Annotated in this window: 12 protein-coding genes; 5 read left to right on the forward strand and 7 right to left on the reverse strand. The window is 69.9% G+C overall.

The window, feature by feature from the left end; genetic code table 11:
• Positions 1 to 76: 76 nt before the first annotated feature.
• The 3 genes from ABIA38_RS34195 to ABIA38_RS34205 form a co-directional block, all read right to left on the reverse strand.
• A complete protein-coding gene (locus tag ABIA38_RS34195) occupies positions 77 to 6,487 on the reverse strand; it encodes a thioester reductase domain-containing protein (RefSeq protein ID WP_424642810.1) in 6,411 nt (2,136 codons plus the stop codon).
• A complete protein-coding gene (locus ABIA38_RS34200; RefSeq protein ID WP_424642811.1) occupies positions 6,484 to 7,881 on the reverse strand; it encodes a PucR family transcriptional regulator in 1,398 nt (465 codons plus the stop codon). Before ABIA38_RS34200 ends, ABIA38_RS34195 begins: the two co-directional genes overlap by 4 nt.
• Before the next feature lie 133 nt (positions 7,882 to 8,014).
• A complete protein-coding gene (locus ABIA38_RS34205; RefSeq protein WP_424642812.1) occupies positions 8,015 to 9,265 on the reverse strand; it encodes an acyltransferase family protein in 1,251 nt (416 codons plus the stop codon).
• 443 nt (positions 9,266 to 9,708) lie between these two features.
• On the opposite strand from ABIA38_RS34205, the gene ABIA38_RS34210 reads away from it, so the two are divergent.
• On the forward strand, positions 9,709 to 10,953 hold the full coding sequence (locus tag ABIA38_RS34210; RefSeq protein ID WP_424642813.1) for an acyltransferase domain-containing protein: 1,245 nt from the start codon (positions 9,709 to 9,711) through the stop codon (positions 10,951 to 10,953).
• A 107-nt stretch (positions 10,954 to 11,060) separates the two neighbouring features.
• Here ABIA38_RS34210 and ABIA38_RS34215 read toward each other — a convergent pair whose 3' ends face one another.
• Positions 11,061 to 11,609 carry a peptide-methionine (S)-S-oxide reductase gene (locus ABIA38_RS34215; RefSeq protein WP_424642814.1) on the reverse strand — a complete coding sequence of 183 codons (549 nt, stop codon included), beginning with the start codon at positions 11,607 to 11,609 and terminating at the stop codon, positions 11,061 to 11,063.
• Between the two features lie 243 nt (positions 11,610 to 11,852).
• Complete coding sequence (locus ABIA38_RS34220) at positions 11,853 to 12,644, reverse strand: DeoR/GlpR family DNA-binding transcription regulator (RefSeq protein WP_424642815.1); 792 nt, start codon at positions 12,642 to 12,644, stop codon at positions 11,853 to 11,855.
• Between the two features lie 266 nt (positions 12,645 to 12,910).
• Here ABIA38_RS34220 and ABIA38_RS34225 point away from each other — a divergent pair, with 266 nt between their 5' ends.
• From ABIA38_RS34225 to ABIA38_RS34240, 4 genes are all read left to right on the forward strand, one after another.
• The gene (locus ABIA38_RS34225; protein WP_424642816.1) at positions 12,911 to 14,158 is read left to right on the forward strand and encodes a substrate-binding domain-containing protein; all 1,248 of its coding nucleotides are present in this window, start codon (positions 12,911 to 12,913) and stop codon (positions 14,156 to 14,158) included.
• Between the two features lie 226 nt (positions 14,159 to 14,384).
• Positions 14,385 to 15,932, forward strand: coding sequence for a sugar ABC transporter ATP-binding protein (locus ABIA38_RS34230; RefSeq protein ID WP_424642817.1), 1,548 nt, complete (start codon positions 14,385 to 14,387; stop codon positions 15,930 to 15,932).
• Positions 15,929 to 16,969 (forward strand): ABC transporter permease, encoded by a 1,041-nt coding sequence (locus ABIA38_RS34235; protein ID WP_424642818.1) that lies wholly within the window; start codon positions 15,929 to 15,931, stop codon positions 16,967 to 16,969. Before ABIA38_RS34230 ends, ABIA38_RS34235 begins: the two co-directional genes overlap by 4 nt.
• A gap of 206 nt (positions 16,970 to 17,175) precedes the next feature.
• Positions 17,176 to 18,864, forward strand: coding sequence for an NPCBM/NEW2 domain-containing protein (locus ABIA38_RS34240; protein WP_424642819.1), 1,689 nt, complete (start codon positions 17,176 to 17,178; stop codon positions 18,862 to 18,864).
• A 198-nt stretch (positions 18,865 to 19,062) separates the two neighbouring features.
• Here ABIA38_RS34240 and ABIA38_RS34245 read toward each other — a convergent pair whose 3' ends face one another.
• Together ABIA38_RS34245 and ABIA38_RS34250 are read right to left on the reverse strand one after the other, a co-directional pair.
• On the reverse strand, positions 19,063 to 20,865 hold the full coding sequence (locus ABIA38_RS34245; protein WP_424642820.1) for an ABC transporter ATP-binding protein: 1,803 nt from the start codon (positions 20,863 to 20,865) through the stop codon (positions 19,063 to 19,065).
• A gap of 155 nt (positions 20,866 to 21,020) precedes the next feature.
• Positions 21,021 to 21,281: a lasso peptide biosynthesis PqqD family chaperone gene (locus ABIA38_RS34250; protein WP_424642821.1), complete on the reverse strand. Its 261-nt coding sequence runs from the start codon at positions 21,279 to 21,281 to the stop codon at positions 21,021 to 21,023.
• Positions 21,282 to 21,295 lie beyond the last annotated feature (14 nt).

Raw genomic sequence — 21,295 nt, forward strand, 5'->3', positions numbered from 1 at the left:
GCCGGAAAACCCGAAGGGCCGGCTGGGCGACCCGCCCAGCCGGCCCTTCGGGGCTCTCGCGCACCACTCCTCGGCGCTACCCGAGCTGCACCGGCGCCGGGAAATAGCCGGCGGCCCTGAAGAACTCCGTGTACCTGCCGAACAGTTCGGCGTCGATCTCCGGACACGCGATCCCCGTGCCGGCCAACGCGGCCTCCGTCGCACTCACATCCATCCGCATGTACAACGCCTCGCCCGCGGTCATGTAGCTCCGGAAGATGTCGATCGTCGGGAAGAGCGCGTTGTCCCGGTCGGCCCGAACCCCGGCGACGAACTCGTCCCAGGACACGTCCTCCAACACGTAACCGGACTCGCGCAACCGGGCCACCATCTCGGCGTAGCCGAGCGCCACCGGATTGAACAGGTGGAAGGTCTCGCCGGCCGTCGTACGGGACAGCGCCAGGATCGCCGCGCTGACGTAGTCCACCGGAACCATCGGGAACAGCGCGTTCGCACCCACCGGCATCGCCCGCGCCTGCAGGCTGCCCTTCAGGCTCAGCCAGACGAAGTCGCGGGCCTGGCAGGCGCCGTTGGTCTGCGCGCCGGAGACCACGTCGGCGCGGTAGATCGACACGGGCAGACCGCGCTCGCGGGCCAACCCGATGATCTTCTCCGCGACGTACTTGCTCTGCCGGTAGCCGTTGGTCAACTGCTCCGGCGGCCCGGTGGGATCCTGCGGGGTCAGCCCGGCGCCGTCGGGGGCCGGCCCGGCGAAGACACCGGTGCTCGACACGTAGTGCAGCGGCACCGTGCGATGCCGCGCGGCGAGCCGAAGCGCCTCCTCCGTACCGGTCACATTGGCCGCCTTCAACGACGCATACGGATGCAACCAGTTGACCGTGGCACCGGCGTGATAGACCACGTCGACCTCGCGGGCGAGCCGGTCGAACCGCTCGGCGTCGAGGCCGAAACGCGGCGCGGCGAGGTCGCCGGTGACCACCGACAGCCGGTCGGCGTCGATCTCGTCCCAGATGCCGTACCAGGTCAGATTGGCCCGCAACCGGTCCAGCGCGATGCTCTCGTCCGCGCCGCGAATCAGGCAGTGCACGGTGGCCCCGGTCGAGCGCAGCAGATCCCGGAGCAAAAACGCGCCGACGAACCCGGTCGCCCCGGTCAGGAACACCTGCTCGGGATCGGTGACCACGGTGGTGACCTGCTCGGCCGGCAGCACATCCGCGGCGAGCCGCACCTCGGCCGCGAAGTCCACGGTGGACCGCGCGGAGGTCTCGCTGCGCCCGGCGAGCTGCACGGACAGGTAATCGATCAGCGCCGCGGGCGTGTTGTGATCGAACAGCAGTGTCGGCGGCAGCCGCAGGCCCGTCTCGCCCTCCAGCCGATTGCGCAACTCGACCGCGGTCAGCGAGTCGAACCCCAGCTCGGTGAAGACGGTGCCGTCCGTGATGTGGTCGGTACCGCTGTGCCCGAGAATCGCCGCCACCGCGGTGCGCACCAGGTCCAGCAGCAGTTCCCGCCGACCGGCCGCATCGAGCGGCGCGAGTCGCTCGGCGAGCAGGCCGCCGCTGTGCTCGGCCGCCGCGGTGACCACACGCCTGACCGACTTGCGGACCAGAGCGCGCAACACGGGCAGGACCGGGCCGGGTTGCCGCTCGATCAGCCCGACGTCGAGGTGCATCGGCACCGTCGTCGGGTGGTCCGCGGCGAGCGCCGCGTCGAACAGGGCCAGGCCCTCGGCCGGCGAGATCGGCCGCAGACCCGCCTGCGTCGCCCGGCCGCGGTCCACCTCGGACAACCGCGATGCCATGCCGCGCTCCTGCGCCCACGCCGCCCACGCGAGCGAGTCGGCCGGCCGCCCGTTCGCCCGGCGGTGCTGGGCGAGCGCGTCCAGGAACTGGTTGGCGGCCGAGTAGTTCGCCTGCCCCGGCGAGCCGACGACACCGGCCACCGAGGAGAACAGCACGAACATGGCGAGGGGTTGGTGGTGGGTGAGTTCGTGGAGGTGCCAGGCGGCGTCGATTTTGGGGCGCAGGACGGGGGTGGTGCGGTCGGGGGTGAGTGCGGTGAGGATGCCGTCGTCGATGATGCCGGCGGTGTGCACGATGCCGGTGAGGGGGTGTTCGGTGGGGATGGTGTCCAGGAGGGCGGCGAGTGCGGTGCGGTCGGCGACGTCGCAGGCCACTGTTCGTACGGTGGCGCCGAGCGCGGTGAGTTCGTCGGTCAGCTCGGTGGCGCCGGGGGCGTGGGGGCCGCGGCGGCCGGCGAGTACGAGGTGCCGGACGCCGTATGCGGTGACCAGGTGCCGGGCGAACAACGCGCCCAACGCGCCCGTACCACCGGTGACCAGAACCGTACCGTCGGGCTCGAGTTCCGGCCCGGCCGCGCCGGCGGTCCGTACCCTGGCCAGCCTGGGGGTGCTCGCCCGGCCCGCGCGGATGGCCAACTGGTCGTGGCCGGACCCGATCGCGCCGGCGAGTCGCTCGGCGCTCGCCGGGCTGCCGTCGAGGTCGATCAGCGTGATCCGACCCGGGTTCTCCACCTGCGCCGATCGGACCAGACCCCACACCGGCGCCGAGCCGAGCCGGACGTCCTCGCGGTCGTGGGTGGCGACGGCGTTGCGGGTGACCAGGACGAGCCGGGAGGTTCCGTACGCCAACGCATCCTGTACCAACTCCAGCGCCCGTACCGTGCTTTGGTGCGCGGCGGCCACCGGGTCGGCGGCGGCCGGCTCGTCCAGCACGGCCACCAGTACCTCCCCGGCGGCGTCCGCGACCCGCTCGACCCGGCGGCCGAGGTCGACCGACGGGATGTCGCCGAGCACGGCCCAATCGGTGGAGGTGAGGTCCGCCGGATCGGGGAGGGTGACCGGCGACCAGACCACGTGGAACAGCGAGTCGCCGACCGGGTCGGCGCCCTGCCCGGTGGGGGGCGCCGGGCGCCGGCGCAACGTACGGACCTCGGCGACCGGTTCGCCGGTGTCGTCGGCCAGCCACAACCGGAACGTGTCCGGCGCCGTGGGCCTGATCCGGACCCGGAGCGCGCGCGGGCCGGCCGCGTACAGGTCGAACCCGTGCCAGGACAGCGTGGTGAGGTCCTGCCCGGCGGCGAGCAACGGGTGCAGCGCGGCGTCGAGCAGCGCGGGATGGATCCCGAATGTGTCCGGGTCCGTGTCGTCGGGGAGCGCCACCTCGGCGAACAGCTCCTCCCCGCGCTGCCACAGCGCCCGCAGCCCCCGGAACACCGGCCCGTACGTGTGCCCCTGCTCGGCCGAGTGCCCCTCATCGGCCGGCCGCGGGTAGAAGTCGTCGAGTGTGGTCGGGGTCGCACCGGGCGGCGGCCAGTCGGCCAGGGAGATCGCCGGCGCCGGCGCCGACTCGGTGAGCAGGCCGGTGGCGTGCACCTGCCAGGGGGCGGCCGGGTCGTCCCGGTCCGACCGGGAGGCCACGGTGATTCGCCGGTGCCCGTCCTCGGCAGCCGCCCCGACGGTCACCTGCACCCGGACTCCGCCGCCGGCCGGGACGGTCGGCAGGGTGTCCACGGTCAGGTCGGCGATGCCGGCGCAGCCGACCTCGTCGCCGGCCCGGACCGCCAACTCGACCAGGGCCGCCGAGGGCAACGTCGCGACGCCGTCGATGCGGTGGTCGGCGAGCCACGGGTGGGTGTGCAGGGAGAGCCGGCCGGTGAGTACCGCACCGTCGTCCCCGACCAGCTCGACGGCCGTGGTCAGGAACGGGTGTCCCGGGTCGGTCAGGCCGAGCCCGGCGGTGGTCTTGCGCCCGCCCGGCGAATTGCCGTCCAGCCAGTAACTCTGGTGTTGGAAGGGGTAGGTGGGGAGGTCGATCAGGGTGGCGGTGGTGTCGGTGAACAGGTGGGGCCAGTCGACGGGGTGGCCGGTGGTGTGCAGGTGGGCGAGGGCGGTGAGCGCGGTCCGGATCTGCGGTCGGTCGCGGCGTTGCAGGGCGGTGAAGGACGCGTCGGCGACGTTGTCCGGGCCCATCGCGGTGAGGACACCGTCGGGGCCGATCTCCAGGAACCGGGTGACGCCGTGCTCCCGCAGCCGGGTGAGGTGGTCGGCGAACCGGACCGGCTCACGGATGTGATCCACCCAGTACAGGGCCGAACACACATCCTCGGTGTCCGCGGCCATCGGGATGACGGGTTCGGCGAGTTCGACACTTTTGACGACGGCGGCGAACTCGTCCAGGACGGGGTCCATGAGGGGGGAGTGGAAGGCGTGGCTGACGGCGAGCCGTCGGGTCTTGCGGCCTCGCTCGCGCAACGTGTCGGCGATGTGGGTGACGACGTCCTCGACGCCGGAGATCACCACCGACGACGGCCCGTTGACGGCGGCGATCCCGACGTGGGCCTCGTGTCCGCTCAGCAGGTCCAGGACCTCGTCCTCGGTCGCCTGGACCGCGACCATCGCGCCGCCGGCGGGCAGCGCCTGCATCAACCGGCCCCGGGCGGCGACCACCCGGCATGCGTCCGCCAGGGACAACACCCCGGCGACATGTGCGGCGGCCAGCTCGCCGATCGAGTGGCCGGTGACGAAGTCGGGCCGTACGCCCCACGATTCGAGCAGCCGGAACAGTGCCACCTCGACCGCGAACAGGGCCGGCTGCGTCCACCCGGTCTGATCCAGACCCTCGCCGCCGAACACGACATCCTTGAGCAGCCCGGGCAGGACCGCATCGAAGTGGCCGCAGACCTCGTCGAACGCCGAAGCGAACACCGGGAACGCCTCGTACAGCTCCCGACCCATCCCCGCCCGCTGCGCACCCTGACCGGTGAACAGGAACGCCGTACGACCCTCACCCGCCACCCCGGACACCACCCCGGGACCGGACTCGCCGGCGGCCAACGCCCGCAGCCCCGCCACGAGTTCGTCGCGATCACCCGCCAGCACGACCCCACGATGCTCGAACGTCGACCGCGAGGCAGCCGCCGACAAACCCACATCCGGCAACGACAGCTCACCGACCACAGTCGCCAACCGCTCCGCCTGCGCCCGCAACGCCCCGGCCGACCGGGCCGAAACCACCACCGGCACGACGGGCAACTCGGTCGATTCGGCGGGTACTTGCGGCTCGACTTCGGGCGCCTGCTCGACGACCAGGTGTGCATTGGTACCGCTGACCCCGAACGACGAGACGGCCGCCCGCCTCGGCCGCCCGGTGGTCGGCCACGGCCGCGGCTCGGTCACCAACTCGATCGACCCGGCGGACCAGTCCACCGCCGGCGTCGGCGCGTCCACGTGCAGCGTCTTCGGCACCACGCCGTGCCGCATCGCCAGCACCATCTTGATCACCCCGGCCACCCCGGCCGCGGCCTGCGTGTGTCCGATGTTCGACTTCAACGAGCCCAACAACAGCGGCTGATCGTCCGGCCGGGACCGACCGTAGGTCGCCAGCAGCGCCTGCGCCTCGATCGGGTCGCCGAGCATCGTTCCCGTACCGTGCGCGTCGACCACGTCGATCTCCGCGGGGGAGAGACCGGCGTTGGCCAGCGCCCGGCGGATCACCCGTTGCTGGGACGGGCCGCTCGGCGCGGTCAGCCCGTTGGAGGCGCCGTCGGAGTTCACCGCGCTGCCCCGGATCACGGCGAGTATCGGGTGCCCGAGCCGCTGGGCGTCGGACAGTCGGGCCAGAACCAATACCCCGACGCCCTCGGAGAATCCGGTGCCGTCCGCCGCAGCCGCGAATGCCTTGCAGCGCCCGTCCGGCGCGAGCCCGCGCTGCCGGGAGAACTCGACGAAGCCGTCCGGTACCGGGATCACCATCGCGCCGCCGGCCAGCGCCAGGGAGCACTCGCCGTTGCGCAGCGCGGTCACCGCGTGGTGGATCGACACCAGCGACGACGAACACGCCGTGTCCATGCTGACCGTCGGCCCTTCCAGGCCCAACACGTAGGAGATGCGACCGGAGGCGACACTGGTCAGCATCCCGGTCATCGCGTAACCCTCGATGCCCGTGGACGCGGAGTCGACCGTGGAGGCGTAGCCGGTGTACATCACGCCGACGAACACCCCGGTGTCGCTGCCCCGCAGCGAGCGCGGATCCATCCGGGCCCGCTCGATGGCCTCCCACGTGGTCTCGAGCAGCAGCCGCTGCTGTGGGTCCATCGCCAGCGCCTCGCGCGGCGAGATGCCGAAGAACGCCGAGTCGAACCCCTTGACGTCGCTGAGGAAGCCGCCCTCCCGGGCGTAGAACTTGCCCATCGCGTCCGGGTCCGGGTCGTACATCCCGGCCACGTCCCAGTCGCGGTCGGTGGGGAAGTCGGTGATCGCGTCGACGCCGTCGGCGGCCACGCGCCACAACTCGTCGGGCGTGGACACGTCGCCGGGGTAGCGGCAGCCCATGCCCAGGATGGCGATCGGCTCGGACCGGCTCGTCTCGAGTTCCTCGACCCGGGCCCGGGCCTTGTGCAGGTCGGCGGTGACCCACTTGAGATAGTCGAGGAGCTTCTCGTCCTTGTTCATCCGCTCACCGCTCATGAGGACACCGCCCGAATCGAGTTCTCCAGCCCGGTCCCGGTCGAGGGGGCCTGCTTTGCCAGCACCGACGAGCCGAGCCGCTCCGCCAGGTACAGCGCCAGGTGCAGGCGAAGGTGGTCCTCGCGCAGCGACTGGCCGAGCAGTTGCTCCGCCTTCTTCACCCGGTAGACCACGGTGTTCTTGGCGACGTGCAGGTGCTTGGCCGTGATGGCCACGGCCCGTTCGTTGTCCAGCAGGCAGCGCACGGTCTCGCGCAGCGCGGCCATCGACCTGTTGTCGGCGGCGAGCGGGCCCAGTTCACGGCGGACGAAGTCGCCGGTGGCCTCGGTGTCGTTGCCGAGCAGGATCACCAACTCCAGGTCGCCGTAGTCGCACAGCCCGGACGGCCCGGGTTCGGTGCCGCGGCCGACCCGCTCCGCGGTGATCGCCTGCTGGTGGGAGCGCTGGAAGCCGGCCACGCCGTCGCCCGGCAACCCGGACGCGACGTGGATGTGCGCGGGCAGCTCCACCGGCTTGTCCGAGCGCCGCAACTCGCCCGGGCGGTCGGTGGCCCGGCCGCCCCACGCCCACACCCGCCCCGGGCCGACCGGGAGCAGCAACATCGAGGAGCAGCCGACCTGGTCGAGCAGGCGCAGCGCGGTGGTCTCCAGCTCGCGACCGCTGTCCGGGGTGATCTCGTCCTGCCACAGGACCAGCGCGACGTGGTGCAGCGTCAGGTCGTAGCGCAGCCGGCGCAGCGCCTTTCTCGTGTCCACCGGCTTGCCCTGGAGAATCGCGGAGACCAGCTCGAAGCGTTCACCCACGGATCCGGCGAACCAGCGGTCACGTTCGGCGGCGAACTTCTCGGCCACCGCGGCGGAGAGGGTCTCCATTCCCTCGAACAGGTCGGCGGAAATGGACCGCATCACGGCCGGCTGATCCTCGGTGGGGATCATCGCCTCGGCGGACTCGAACAATTCGCAGGTGAAACTCGCGTGGGCGGCCCGGACGTAGCGGAGCAGCAGATCGACGGTGGTGTTGTCCGCGATGCGTTCGCGAATGGCGTCGGTGAGTTCGGCGGAAAGCAAACCGGTGATGGCGCGCACCCCGCTGAGCCGCAGGGCGACCCAGAGGGCTATCGCTTCGACGAGCCGCGTTTCACTGGATGATCTTCGATCGAAGCGGGCGTACGGCTCCTCGGCCAATTCGGCCAGCAGCAGGCGGCTTTGCTCGATCGCCCACCCGGTGGTACCGGAACCGACGCGGTCGACGACCTCCTCGATCAACTTCGGGTTCGTCGCCGGTAAGTGGAGTACGGAATCGTCCGCCGGGCGAAGTAAATGCAGGAGTGAATAGGTCGAGGTGATCTGTGCGTGCGCGGGAACAACGGCGTGCGATATCGGGTAGCTCGACACGAGTAGCCTCCGTACCGGAAAGCGGACGCAACTGGGCGTCGGCAGCCTTACACGACTGCGCGCGCGGTGGGTAATCCTCCGGTAACCGCGCGCCGATGGCGAAATTACCGCCCGGTGGCGGCCCCCGAAGCAGTCATGGGCGCCGGTTTTGCGAATGCTCCCTGCGGTGGGCGGTCGACGGCAGCGCGGCCCCGGACCCGGCAGGCGGGCCCGCCGTCACCTGGTTCGCGGCCGGCCGGTGTCGGCCGAAGCGCCGCACCAGCGGCGTCTCCACGCACCGGTACAGGATGAACGAACACACCAGGATCACCGCGAGCAGCACCGGGATCAGGAGCGCGCCGGTCAGCGGCGAGAAGGTGCGGGTCGGTCCGATCCACTCGGTGAACGACATGATCACGATCCAGTGGACCAGGTAGAACGCGAACGAGATCTCACCCAGGAACACCATCGTCGGTCGGCGGAACACCGAGGGGGTGCCCCGACGGTCGGCCACCGCGGCGGCGGCGATCAGCGGCGCGGTCCACACGCACGCCAGTCCTGCGGTGCCCGCCAGATACGGCTCGTACAGGGAGATCACATATCCCGCGACGGCAATGGCGAAAGCGGGCAGCAGGCCGATACGCGGCCACCGGCCGGCGGCGACGATTCGGGCCAGGAGAATACCAAGAACGAATTCGAGGGCGCGGACCGGCGGGAAGAAGTACACGAACCACACCTGGGTGAACGACAGATCGCCGTGCACCGCGAAGGCATTGAGCCGCGGCTGATCGGTGACCACATATGTGGCGATGAAGAACATCGCCACGATCAGCCCGAGTACCGCCGCGACGGCGGGCCACAACCATTCCTCGCGGACCCGGCGCAGCACCGGCAACAGGGCCGGAAAGGCCAGATAGAAGAAGAACTCGCAGGACAACGACCAGCTCACCCCGTTGACCGCCGAGCTGGTGCGGATGTCCGAGAACCAGGACTGCTGCATGGTCAGCGACGCGAGCCAGTCCACCGTGCGGGTGGGCCGGTCCGCCCACAACACGTAGAGGGCCGCCAGGCCGAAGGTGACCAGGTACATCGGGCCGATCTTGACCAGGCGCCGGCGCCAGAACGACGGCGCGGTGTCGTTCGACCGGGCGGTCCAGGTCAGCACGAAGCCGCTCAGGATGAAGAAGAAGCCGACGCCGTAGGAGCCGGAGAGGGAGAACGTGTCCCTGAGCTCCTTCCCGGTGTCGCCGGAGACGAGTGGGGTGTACCAGAGGATGTGCGTGGCGAAGACCAGCAGCGCCGCCACGATGCGAAGGCCCGTCAACGACGGCAGCCGGCCGAATCCGGGGGAGGCGGGCGGCTGCGTACGGCCCACGTCGCTCGGGCCGGTTTCCTTGATCACCATGAGATCACCAGGAATCGAAGTTCGTGGGATGTGATTCGTGACCGCGCAGGAATAGTCGCCTGCGATATCGGATAGCCTGACACCGAATAGCCTCCGTACCGGAGAACGGACGTGACCGGGCGGCGGCAGTTTTGCACGATCCCATCGGCGATGGGTAATGATCCGGTAATCGCGCCGAGCCGGCACGATTACCGCGCGATGGGCGGCGGCGATCGGCACTCGCGATATCGTGCGCTGCGCGGTCCACCGATACGTGGCGTGGTCCATTGACGCGTTGATTGATCCGATCGGCAGTGCAGTCCATTGATTCGCAGCGATGGGGAGTGCTCGTGACCAAGCCGGCCACACAAGACGTTCGGATCAGTGCCGGTGCCGGTGCCGGTGCCGTTGCCGGTGGCGGAGTGGGTGCCGGTGCCGGAGTTGGCGCCGGTCCGGTGCCGTGGGTGCTTTCCGGGCGCAGCGCGGCGGGTCTGCGCGGCCAGGCGACTCGACTCCTTGCCCGACTCGAGTCCGACGCGGCGCCGGACCTCGCCGAGGTGGGTCGCTCGCTGCTGGCGGGCGGCGCGGCCAATGAACACCGGGCCGTGGTGCTGGGCCACGACCGGGCGGAGTTGCTCGCCGGGGTGCGGGCACTCGCCGAGGAGCGGACCGCGCCGAACGTGGTCGCCGGCCGGGCACCTCGACAGGCGGACGCCCGGCCGGTGTTCGTCTTCCCCGGCCAGGGCACCCAGTGGGTCGGCATGGCGGTGGAACTGTTGGACACCTCACCCGTGTTCGCCCAGGCGATCGGGGACTGCGAGCAGGCGCTTTCGCCGTACCTGGACTGGTCCCTGACGGACGTGCTGCGCGCGCTGCCGGGGACCCCACCGCTGGACCGGGTGGACGTCGTACAGCCGGTGTTGTTCTCGATGATGTTGTCGCTGGCCCGGTTGTGGCGCTCGTTCGGCGTCGAACCGGGGGCGACGGTCGGCCACTCGCAGGGCGAGATCGTGGCCGCGCACGTGTGTGGCGCATTGCCGCTCGCGGACGCGGCGCGGATCGTCGCGCTGCGCAGCCAGGCCCTGACCGGGATCCGCGGCCGCGGCGAGATGCTGACCGTGATGGCCGGCAACGACTTGGTCCGCACGATGTTGGCCGACTGGGACGGCGCACTGTCGGTGGCCGCGGTCAACGGCCCGGCCACCATGACGGTGTCCGGCGACGTGGGCGCGATGGCCGAGTTCGGCGCCGCGCTGTCCGCGGCCCGGATGATGCGCTGGCGGGTGCCGGGAGTGGACTTCGCCGCGCACTCCGCGCATGTCGAGGACCTGCGGGAGACCCTGCTCGACCTGGCGGCCGGGATCGAACCGGCGCGCAGCGAGGTGCCGTTCTACTCGACGGTGACCGGCCGGCGGATCGACACCGACGAGCTGGACGCGGAGTACTGGTATCGAAACCTGCGCCAAACGGTCAGGTTCGACGACGCGGTCCGCGCCCTGGTCGCCGACGGCCACACGATCTTCGTCGAGTGCAGCGCCCAGCCGGTGCTCACGGTCGGGATGCAGGACACCGTCGAGGAACTCGGCCGCTCGGCCGTCCTGTTGGCCACGCTGCGCAACGAGGACGGCGGAATGACCCGCTTCCTCACCGGCCTGGCCGAGGCATACGTCAACGGGGCCAGGGTGAACTGGACCGCGGCCTTCGCATAGCCGACCCGGGCCCCCTGGCCGGAACCTCCCGACCAGGGCCTGCCCGCGCCCGGCCACCGACTCCGTGGTCCGCGTGGCCGGGCCCGTACCCGCGCCCGGGTACGGAGTCAGTCGACATTCAGCCCCAACGTGCGAAGCTTCGGCTCGATTACCGCCCGGCAATACGGCTCGAACCGATTTTGGTTGTAGAAGTCCTGCTGATCGGGATCCGCCACGAAGAACTGCTCGTACGGCCGAAGGTCGGTCACGATGTCCCGGCCGATTTGCCGCCGCACCAGATCCATGACCTTCTCGGCCCGCTCGCGTTGGGTCTCGTCGGCATGGAAGATCGTCGAGTGGTAGATCGAACCGCGATCCGCGCCGCTTTGATTCGGGGTGGTCGCGTCATGGCTCCGGAAGAAGAAGATCAATACCTCTTCGAACGAGATCTCCGCCGGCCGAAACGTCAGCTGAACGGCCTCGACGAATTTCTGCGGGTTGAGCCCGTGGCGCTGATAGGCCTCGTAGTCGGGCGGCGGCCCGTGATCCCCGGCGAATCCCGCGACACTCGAGGTGATCCCGGGGGTTCGGCGGGCCACCGCATCAAAAGACCAGAAACAACCAGGACCGAGCGTCAGCGTCTCGACATCCCCGTCCCCGGACATTGCCTGGACCATCGGAATCCTCCCCGGATTCTTGTCCGCATTAAGACCCGAAACCCTAGCAGAATTGAGCCCTTTCAGCTCCCGCGTCAAGCCCTCCACAACCACCCGGAAGCAAAACCGGCCAAAATCCGGTCACGCCGGACCGGGCGATGTCGAAAGCGCCGACGAGCACCGCCGGGACGGGGAAGCGAGCCCGGTCCGGTCTTGCGTCGTCCCCACGAGTGGCCGCGCCCGGCGCGAGATCGACCCGGCGAATCAGGAAGCGGCCGGTTCGACCGGGTCCACCACGACCAGTTCCTCGATGTGCTCGCCCAACTGCTCGCGCGCCTCCTGGGGCAGGCCCGTGTCCATGATCAGGGTGTCCGCGTCGCCGAGTTGGGCGATCGTGCTGATCCCGATCAGGCCCCACTTGGTGTGGTCGGCGACCACGACCAGGCGGCGGGCGGCGCGCACGAGGGCGTGATTGGTCTCCGCCTCCAGCAGGTTGGGCGTGGTGAAGCCGACCCGCGGGCTGATGCCGTGCACGCCCAGCATGAGCATGTCGACGTTGAGACTGCGCAACGCCGCGACCGCGACGGGACCCACCAGCGCGTCCGACGGTGTGCGGACGCCGCCGACGATCACCACGGTCTGGTCGGGACGGCCGGACTGGTGGAAGACGTCCGCGACCGGAATGGAGTTGGTGACCACCGTGAGTCCGGGGACGTCGACGAGTTGCCGGGCCAGCGTCCAGGTCGTCGTTCCCGCCGACAACGCGATGGCACTGTTCGGCGTGACCATCGCCGCCGCGCGTCGGGCGATCGCCTCCTTCTCCGCGGCCTGGAGACCGGACTTCGTCACGAAACCCGGCTCCGCGGTCGAGCTGCCGTCCCGCGAGGTCGCCCCACCGTGCACCTTGGCGATCAACCCCTGCGCCGCCAGCACCTCGAGATCGCGTCGAATCGTCATGTCCGAGACCCCGAATTTCCGGACCAGCGTCGCGACACGGACGGACCCCTGATCGGCGATCATTTCCAAGATCGTGTTTTGTCGCTGACGTGCCAGCATCCCCGATCCTCCCCACCCGTGGGTAACCAACAAATTCCAACATAGCAGTGTTCGTTTCCGGCACCGGACTTTGTCGTCGGGAAAGACCCGCAGGCGCGCGGCCCTTCCCGCCCGGGAGGAGGCGGCGCGGCCGGAGGTTTACCAAACCGAGGCTTGTTGGTTAATGTTGGAACTGCTAGATATATGAGTCGCATTACGAGTGAATACAGCGCATCCATGTTCGATTTCAAGATCGACGTTCGATTTCAAGATCGATGCCAAGATCGATGTCCGGATCGATTTCTCGGGCGCGAGGAGACTCCGATGCGCAGGTCCCGCCTTTTCGCAGGTCAGAGCGCTTCCGCCGGGGACAGCGAAACATCACGGCCGAACCCGTCGGACCGAGTCGTGTTCGACGCGTCGACCCTCGACCACCCGCGATCCTCCCGGACCGCCGACTTTCACAGGGGCTGATCATGACGCACCGCAGACGCGCCCGGCGAGGAGCCGCGATGGTGGCGGTATTCGCATTCGCCGTGGCGCTCACGGCCTGTTCGTCCGGAAAGAACGACACCGGGTCCGGGACGCCCTCGGGTCCACCCGCCCCCTTATCCGGCACCATCAAGATCGCTTATCTGCAGAAGCAGGGAGATCAGCAGTACTTCGTGGACGAGGCGGATGGCGCCCGCGCGAAGGCCAGGGAACTCGGCGTCGACCTCAAGGTGGTCAACCTCGGCAACGACACCAACAAGGCCGTCAGCGAGGTGCAGGCGGCGATGGCCCAGAAGTACAACGGTGTCGTGATCGTCGTACCCGACCCGGCCGTGGGACCGCAGGTCGTCGACATCGCCACGAGCGGCGGCGCACCACTGCTCGCGTCCGACGACCAGATCTGTATCGGCGGCGCCGACCCGACCAAATGCGCCAAGGACAAGCTGGTCCCGCGCGTGGGCTTCAGCGGCCCCCAAATGGGCGCGCAGGTGGGCCAACGTGCGGCCGACGAGTTCAAGAAGTCGGGCTGGACTTCCGCCGACACCGCGATCATCGCCGCCTGGAAGCAGGACGTGACGGTCTGCACGGACCGGGTCGACGCCGCCCACGCGGCCTTCAAGCAGGCGACCGGAGCGGACCTCAAGGTACTCAAGGTCGGCACCGACAACACACCGCCCGACGCCCAGAACAAGACGGCGGCCACGATGAGCGGCAACCGATCGGTGAAGCACTGGATCGTGTGGGGCTGCAACGACGAGAACGTCAGTGGCGCGGTCACTGCGCTGCAAAACGGCGGCTACGGATCCGCCGACGTGATCGGCGTCGGCCTCGGCGGCTATCTGGCGTGCAAGGACTGGGGTTCCGGCAAACCCAGCGGGATGAAGGCCGCGCTGTTCATCAACGGCCACGACGTCGGCGGCCTCGCCGTGCAGACCATGGTCGATCGGCTCAGGAACGGCAAACCCTTCCCCGCCGAGGCGTTCGCGACGACGAAGATGGTCGACCCCTCGAACTGGCGACAATCCGGCCTCGAGTGCACGTGACCGGGTCCCGCCCGCGGCCGGGTCGACCCGCCCGCCGGCACCTCTGACGGCACCGACCGCCGTCGCCGCCGAGCGCACCGCCCGCCGGCAATCCGACCGCACCGCCCGCCGGTACCTCCGACCGCACCGCCCGACGCCACCTCCGACCGCCCGCCCGGCACGAGTCGCGGCGACCCGGTGCCCGCCCGGGTCGCCGCGACCTCCCGAACGCCCCCGAGGTCCAACCATGACGAAAAGCCCATCCCTCGATCTCCCGGGCCCCGCGCTCGCCGTCGAGAACATCCACAAGAACTTCGCCGGAGTCCACGCACTGCGCGGCATCACGTTGGACTTCCCCCGCGGTACCGTCACGGCGCTCATGGGGGAGAACGGCGCCGGCAAGTCGACCCTCATCAAGATCATCAACGGCGACCATCGACCGAGCGCCGGCCGGGTCCTGGTCGCCGGCACCCCGCGCGAACTGCACAGCCCCGCCGACGCGCGCAGGCACGGAATCCGGGTGATCGGCCAGGAACCGGAGATCGTCCCGCACGTCAGCGTGGCCGAGAACGTGCACATCGGCGCACTGCCACACCGGGCGGGCCGGGTGCTCGACCGAGGGGCGCTGTACCGGCGGATGCGCGCCGACCTCGAACGCCTGGGATTCGCCCACGCCATCGCCCCCGAAACCCTCGGCTCCCAACTCTCGCCCGCGCAACGCCAACTCGTGGAGATCCTGCGCGCCCTCACCACCGAGGCCCGCGTCCTGGCCTTCGACGAACCGACCTCGTCGCTGTCCGAGCACGAGGTGGAAGCGCTCTTCGCGCTCATCCGCCGGCTCCGCGACCAGGGCCACGCCATCATCTACGTCTCGCACCGGATGCAGGAGATCTTCCGCCTCGCCGACCGCATCGCGGTGCTGCGCGACGGCGAGCTGGCCGGCGTACGCGACGCCGCGCAGGCCGACGAGGGCGAAGTGGTGCGACTCATGGTCGGACGCGACCTGTCGGCGCTGTTCGCCCGCAGGCGCGGCGCGGGCGACCGGGTCGTCCTGGCGGTACGCGACCTCACCACCGACCACGTCTCGAACGTGCGCCTCGACGTGCACGAGGGCGAGGTCGTCGCCCTGGCCGGCCTGGTCGGCGCCGGACGATCCGAACTGGCCGGCGCCCTCGTCGGCGATCTGCCGATCCGCGCCGGCGAGGTACACGTCGAGGGCCGACCGCTTCGGCTGCGCATGCCTCGGGACGCCGTTCGGGCGGGCATCGGCTACGCGCCCGAGGAACGAAAGGCCCAGGCGTTGTTCATGACCGGCTCGGTCCGCTACAACATCAGCGTCGCCGTCCTCGACCGCCTGCGGCACTGCCGATTCGTCGGCTCGCGTCGCGAAGCACGCCTCGCGCAGGAGTTCGTCGACCGCCTCGAAGTGCGCACCCCGTCCATCGACCACGAGGTGCGCAAGCTGTCCGGCGGCAACCAGCAAAAGGTCGTCCTCGCCCGCTGGCTCGCCCGTAGACCCAAGATCCTGATCCTGGACGAACCCACCCGCGGCATCGACATCGGCGCCAAGGCGGAAATCTACCGCCTGATCGACGAGTTGGCCGCAAGCGGCGTCGCCATCCTGGTCATCTCCTCCGAACTGCCCGAGGTGCTCGGTCTCGCGGATCGGATCGTGGTGATGCAAAACGGCAGGATCACCGGCGAACTCGACCGCGCGGACGCCGACGAGGAGGGCATCCTCGCCCTCGCCATGGCAGACGACCTTGCCGCATCGACCCGGGGGAAGCCGTCATGACCACCACGACCAACGCGCCGCCGCCGCTGCCCGCCACCTCCGCCGGCGCCCACGGCCGGGCGCTACCCCGCCGCCTCGCCTCGGCCGTCGGCGCGCAGAACACCAGCCTCATCGGTGCGCTCATCGTCGTCGTCGGCACCTTCGCCTGGCTCGACGACGGCTATCTCACCACCGCCAATATGACCGTGATCGGCGACACGGTCGCAGTGACCGGCCTGCTCGCGGTCGTGCAGACCGTGGTGATCATCTGCGGCGCGCTGGACATCTCGGTCGGCTCGCAGGCGGGCATCGCGTCCGTCGTCAGCGCCATGGCGTTCACCTCGACCGACGGCAACGCCGCCCTCGGCATCCTCGCCGCGATCGGCGTCGGCATCGCGGCCGGCGTGGTCAACGGCATCGTCATCGTGTACGGGCGGGTCAACCCCGTCATCGCCACGCTGGCCACCCTCGCCGCGTACAAGGGTGTCGCCCAACTGCTCGCCGGTGGCCGCGCCCAGGGCTACGTGCTCGGCGACGACTTCTTCATCTTCGTGGCACGCGGCAAGATCCTCGGACTGTCCGTGCAGATCTGGACGTTGTTCGTGGTCGCCGTCGCCGTACACATCCTGCTCAAGTACACCGACATCGGCCGCAACATCTACGCCATCGGCGGCAACGACACCGCGGCCCGCCTCGCCGGCATCAACATCAACAAGTACCTGGTCTCCGTGTACGCCCTCGCCGGCGTCGTCGCGGCGATCGCCGGCGTCATCCTGACCGCGCGCACCGGTTCCGGTCAGCCCACCTCCGGCAGCGAGGGCCTGGAACTCAAGGCCATCACCGCAGCCGCACTGGGCGGTTGCGCCCTCAAGGGCGGCAAGGGCGGCATCGGCGGCACCCTCCTCGCCGTCTTCCTGCTCGGCGCCCTGGAAAACGGCCTCAACGTGGTCGGGGTCAACTCCTTCTGGCAAAACGTCGCCCAGGGCGCGCTGCTCGTCGTCGCGGTCGTCATCCAACAACGGCGCAACGGGGAGCGCGCCGTCGGACTGCCCACGTAGGACCCACAGAGGAAACGATGTTCACGATCGAGCGATCGTCCCGAGGACCACCCACCGCGCGCCATCCACCCCGCGCCACCCACCCCGCGCCACTTACCTCACGCCTGGCGCCTCGCGCCTCGGTGACTCGAAGGTGCGCCCTCATCAACCTCGTTCAGTCCCATGCAATTTCGATCCGATCCAATCCTCGAACTCCGGAGCCGTCCGTGCACAAAGTACGAACCACCCTCACCCGCCGCCTCGCGGCCACCCTCACCGCGCTGCCACTCCTGATCCCGGCGGTGGGCACGGCCGCACTGGCCGGTGCGTCCGTCGCCGCCGCCCCGTCGGCCGCCGCCGCGCCCGACGGTCAGGCGGCGCTGCCCCCGATGGGGTTCAACAACTGGAACTCGACCCACTGCCGGGCCGATTTCAACGAGGCGATGGTCAAGGGCATCGCCGACCTCTTCGTGTCGAAGGGGCTCAAGGCCGCCGGCTATCGCTACGTCAACCTCGACGACTGCTGGGCGTTACCCAGCCGGAACGCGTCAGGCGATCTGGTCGCCGACCCGGTCCGCTTCCCGCACGGCATCAAGGCCGTCGCGGACTATGTACACGGCAAGGGTCTCAAGTTCGGCATCTACACCAGTGCCGGCACGAAGACCTGTAACACCGCCGGATTCCCCGGCGGCCTCGGCCACGAGCGCCAGGACGCGAACCTGTTCGCCTCCTTCGGCGTCGACTACCTCAAGTACGACAACTGCAACAACCAGGGCGTGGACGCCAAGAAGCGCTACACCGACATGGCGAACGCCCTGCGCGACACCGGCCGCCCGATCGTCTTCTCGCTCTGCGACTGGGGCGAGAGCAAGGCCTGGGAGTGGGCGGCCCCGATCGGTCACCTGTGGCGCACCACAGGCGACATCTCGGACAACTGGTCCTCGATGATCGACATCGCACACGAAAACCAACCGCTCGCCCCCTACGCCGGCCCCGGGCACTGGAACGACCCGGACATGCTGGAGGTCGGCAACGGCGGTATGACCGCCGCCGAGTACCGCACCCACTTCACCCTCTGGTCGATGATGTCCGCACCGCTGCTGATCGGGACCGATCTGCGCAAGGCGAGCGCCGAAACCTTCAAGATCCTCTCCAACCGCGACATGATCGCCGTCGACCAGGACCCCCTGGGCAAACAGGGCACCGTGGTCGCCAACGATGGCGGCCTGGTGGTCATGGCCAAGGAGTTGAAGAACGGAGACCGGGCCGTCTCACTGACCAACGAGACCGGGACCACCGCCACGATCTCCACGACCATGGACGCCCTGGGCATCGGCAACAGCGGCCCCTACCGGCTGAAGGACCTGTGGACCAAAGCCGTTTCCACGAACAGGTCCGGCACGATCAGCGCCTCCGTACCCGCCCACGCCACCGTCGCCTACCGAATCACCCCCGGCCGGGCTCCACTTCCGCCCGCCGGTACGTCCCACCTGTCCGACCTCCCCTGGACGGGCATGGTCAACGGCTGGGGACCGGTGGAGAAGGACCGGAGCAACGGTGAACGAGCCGCCGGCGACGGCAGGGCCCTGACCATCAACGGCACCGTCTACCCCAAGGGCCTGGGCGCGCACGCCGTCAGCAGGATCACCTATCACCTCGGTGCCCGGTGCACCGGACTCACGGTGGATGTGGGCGTCGACGACGAGAGCGGCCCGGGCGGCGCAGTCGTCTTCCGGATCTACCGGGACACCACGAAGGTCGCGGACAGCGGCGTGCTGACCACGTCGGACCCGGCCAGGACCCTCACCGCCGACCTGACCGGAGCCCGCACCCTGACCCTTGTCGTCACTCCCGGCGGCAACAACATCGACCACGACCACGCCGACTGGGCAACCCCCAGGCTCACCTGCATCTGACCCCCGACCGGGGCCTCCGCGATCCGGCCCCGTGATGTCGAGGCCGGCTGCTTCGACGGCGGGGCCCGGCCGTCGAAGCAGCCGGCCCGCAGCCCCGCTCCGTGCAGCGCCACCACCACGGCGCGGGGCTGCGTCGTGCTTCGGTGCGGGTACGCGGGCGCGGGACGGGGCGGTGGAGAACCCAGGCTCGCGGTGTGTTCAGTGCCCGCAGAGCTGTTGGAACTCCGGGTGGGTGCGGAGGAGTTCGGCGTATGTTCCGGTGGCGGAGGCCGTTCCGTTCGAGAGCATGACGACGGTGTCCGCGGCCTCGATGGTGGACATCCGGTGGGCGATGACCAGGAGGGCACATTCCTTCCGAAGGTTGTGCATGTTGACCGTCAGGGCGGCTTCGTTGGCGGGGTCGAGGTGGGCGGTGGGTTCGTCCATCAGCAGCAGGCGGGGGCGGGCCAGCACCGCTCGGGCGATGGCGATCCGCTGGCGTTCGCCGCTGGAGAGGAGTACTCCACGTTCGCCGACCTCGGTGTCCAACCCCGCCGACAGGTGGCGCACCTTCCGGGTGAGGTTGACGAGGTCGAGGATCTGCCACAGCCGGTCGTCGGTGGCCTCCGGGGCCGCGTAGCAGAGGTTGTCCCGCAGGGTGCCGTGCAGGATCGGGCAGTCCTGTTCGACCCAGCCGATGTGTGAGCGCCATTCGTCGAGGTCGAGGTCTGCGGCGGGTTGCCCGCCGATGCGGATGTTGCCGCTCCATGGTTCGTAGAACCGGTTGATCAGTGCGAAGGTGGTCGACTTGCCGGCCCCGGACGGGCCGACCAGGGCCACGAGCGCGTGCGGAGGAACGGTGAGCGACAGCCCCCGCAGGACCGGTGCATCGGGGCTGTAGCCGAACCGTAGATCACGAATCTCCAGCGAAGGGGCCGAGGTTGGGCCCTTGGTCCGTGGCCGGCACAGTGCGCCGCGGCTGATCGTGCCGGCGGTGGTGGTGCCGGCGGTGGTGGTGCCGGGGGTGGTGGTGCCGGGGGTGGTGGTGCCGGGGGTGGTGGTGCCGGCGGTGGTGGTGCCGTTCTCGGTGGGGAGTGCGTAGACCTCTTGGATGCGTTCGGTGGCGCCCTTGGCCCGGTTCACCGAGGCGATGCCCTCCATCAGCTCGGTGAGGGGTCCGGTGAGCTGGGTGGCGTACAGCAGCATTGCCACGAGGGCACCGAGTGACAGGGCCCCCTGGTCGACCCGGGCCGCGCCGATCAGCAGGACCAGGACGAAGGCGGCGTTGATCGCCAGCTGAGCCGTCGGGGCGATCACGGCCGTCAGCCGGGCGCTGCGGACCGCGGCATCGTAGGCGCGGTGGGCCAGCGTGCCGAGGTGGTCGATCTCGCGTTGTTCGGCGCGGTTGGCCCGGACGGTACGCAGGGCCGACAAGGCTCGTTCCAGTCCGGCCGAGATCGCCCCGACCGCGGTCTGCAGCGCCGTCGACGAACGGCCGATTTCCGCCGAGAGCCGGTTGATCACGGCGCCGCACGCGAGCAGCACGCCCAGGATGAGCAACATCAGGACCGGATCGATCACGAACATGGCGACGACGCTCCCCAGGGCCACGCACAGGTTGGTGGCGATCTGGACGGAGACATGCGTCAGTGCCTCGCGCAGGACGACCACGTCGGTCGAGGCACGCGCCATCAGGTCGCCGACGCGCAGGCGGTCGAAGGTGTGCATGTGGACCCGTAGCAGGTGCGAGATCAGTCTGGTCCGCATGGCCAGGACGAACCGCTCGCCGGTGCGTTCCAGCAGGAAGACGGCGACGGCGCCGATGAGTGCCTGCGCCAGCAGCAGGAGGGCGAGGACGGTGACCGGGAACAGGAGTGGTCGGTGCGCGGTGAGTGCGTCGACCACGCCCTTGGCGCCCAGGGGTTGTGCGATGCCCACGGCGGCTGCGGCCAGGGTGAGGAGCAGGGCGTAGCCCAGGGGACGCCGCTGCCCCTGGGTCAGGGCCCACAGCTGTCGAAACATCGTGTGCGCGGCTCCATTTCAAGACCGTCGCGGTCAGGACCGTGGCCCGGGGCCGTGGCGGCGAGCGTGCTCGGCAGGGGCTTGAAGACACGCCCTAGGGGCAGGGCGCCCGCGTGGTGCCGGGCACCGCGGGCCGGCCCGGCCCGGCCCCGGGGTCAGCCGGCCTCCACCAGTCCGGACGAGCGCAGTTGTTCGGTCATCGTGGTGAGGTCCTGATGTGCCTGGGCCGGTGCGATGTCGAATCGGGTCGCGAATTCTTCGGCCACTTGATCCACGGTGTGGCCGGCCAGCAGGCGCTGCAGTGCGTAGGCGCCGGTCTGGTTGAGCTGCCAGTAGTCTCCGGTGCGCCGGCTCAACAGCACGGCGCCGTCGTCCGTGTCGGTGGACACCGTGTGGGTGGTCAGGCGGAGCTTCATACGGCCCTCCGGGC

The sequence above is a fragment of the Embleya sp. AB8 genome, from assembly GCF_049739465.1.
GTDB lineage: Bacteria > Actinomycetota > Actinomycetes > Streptomycetales > Streptomycetaceae > Embleya.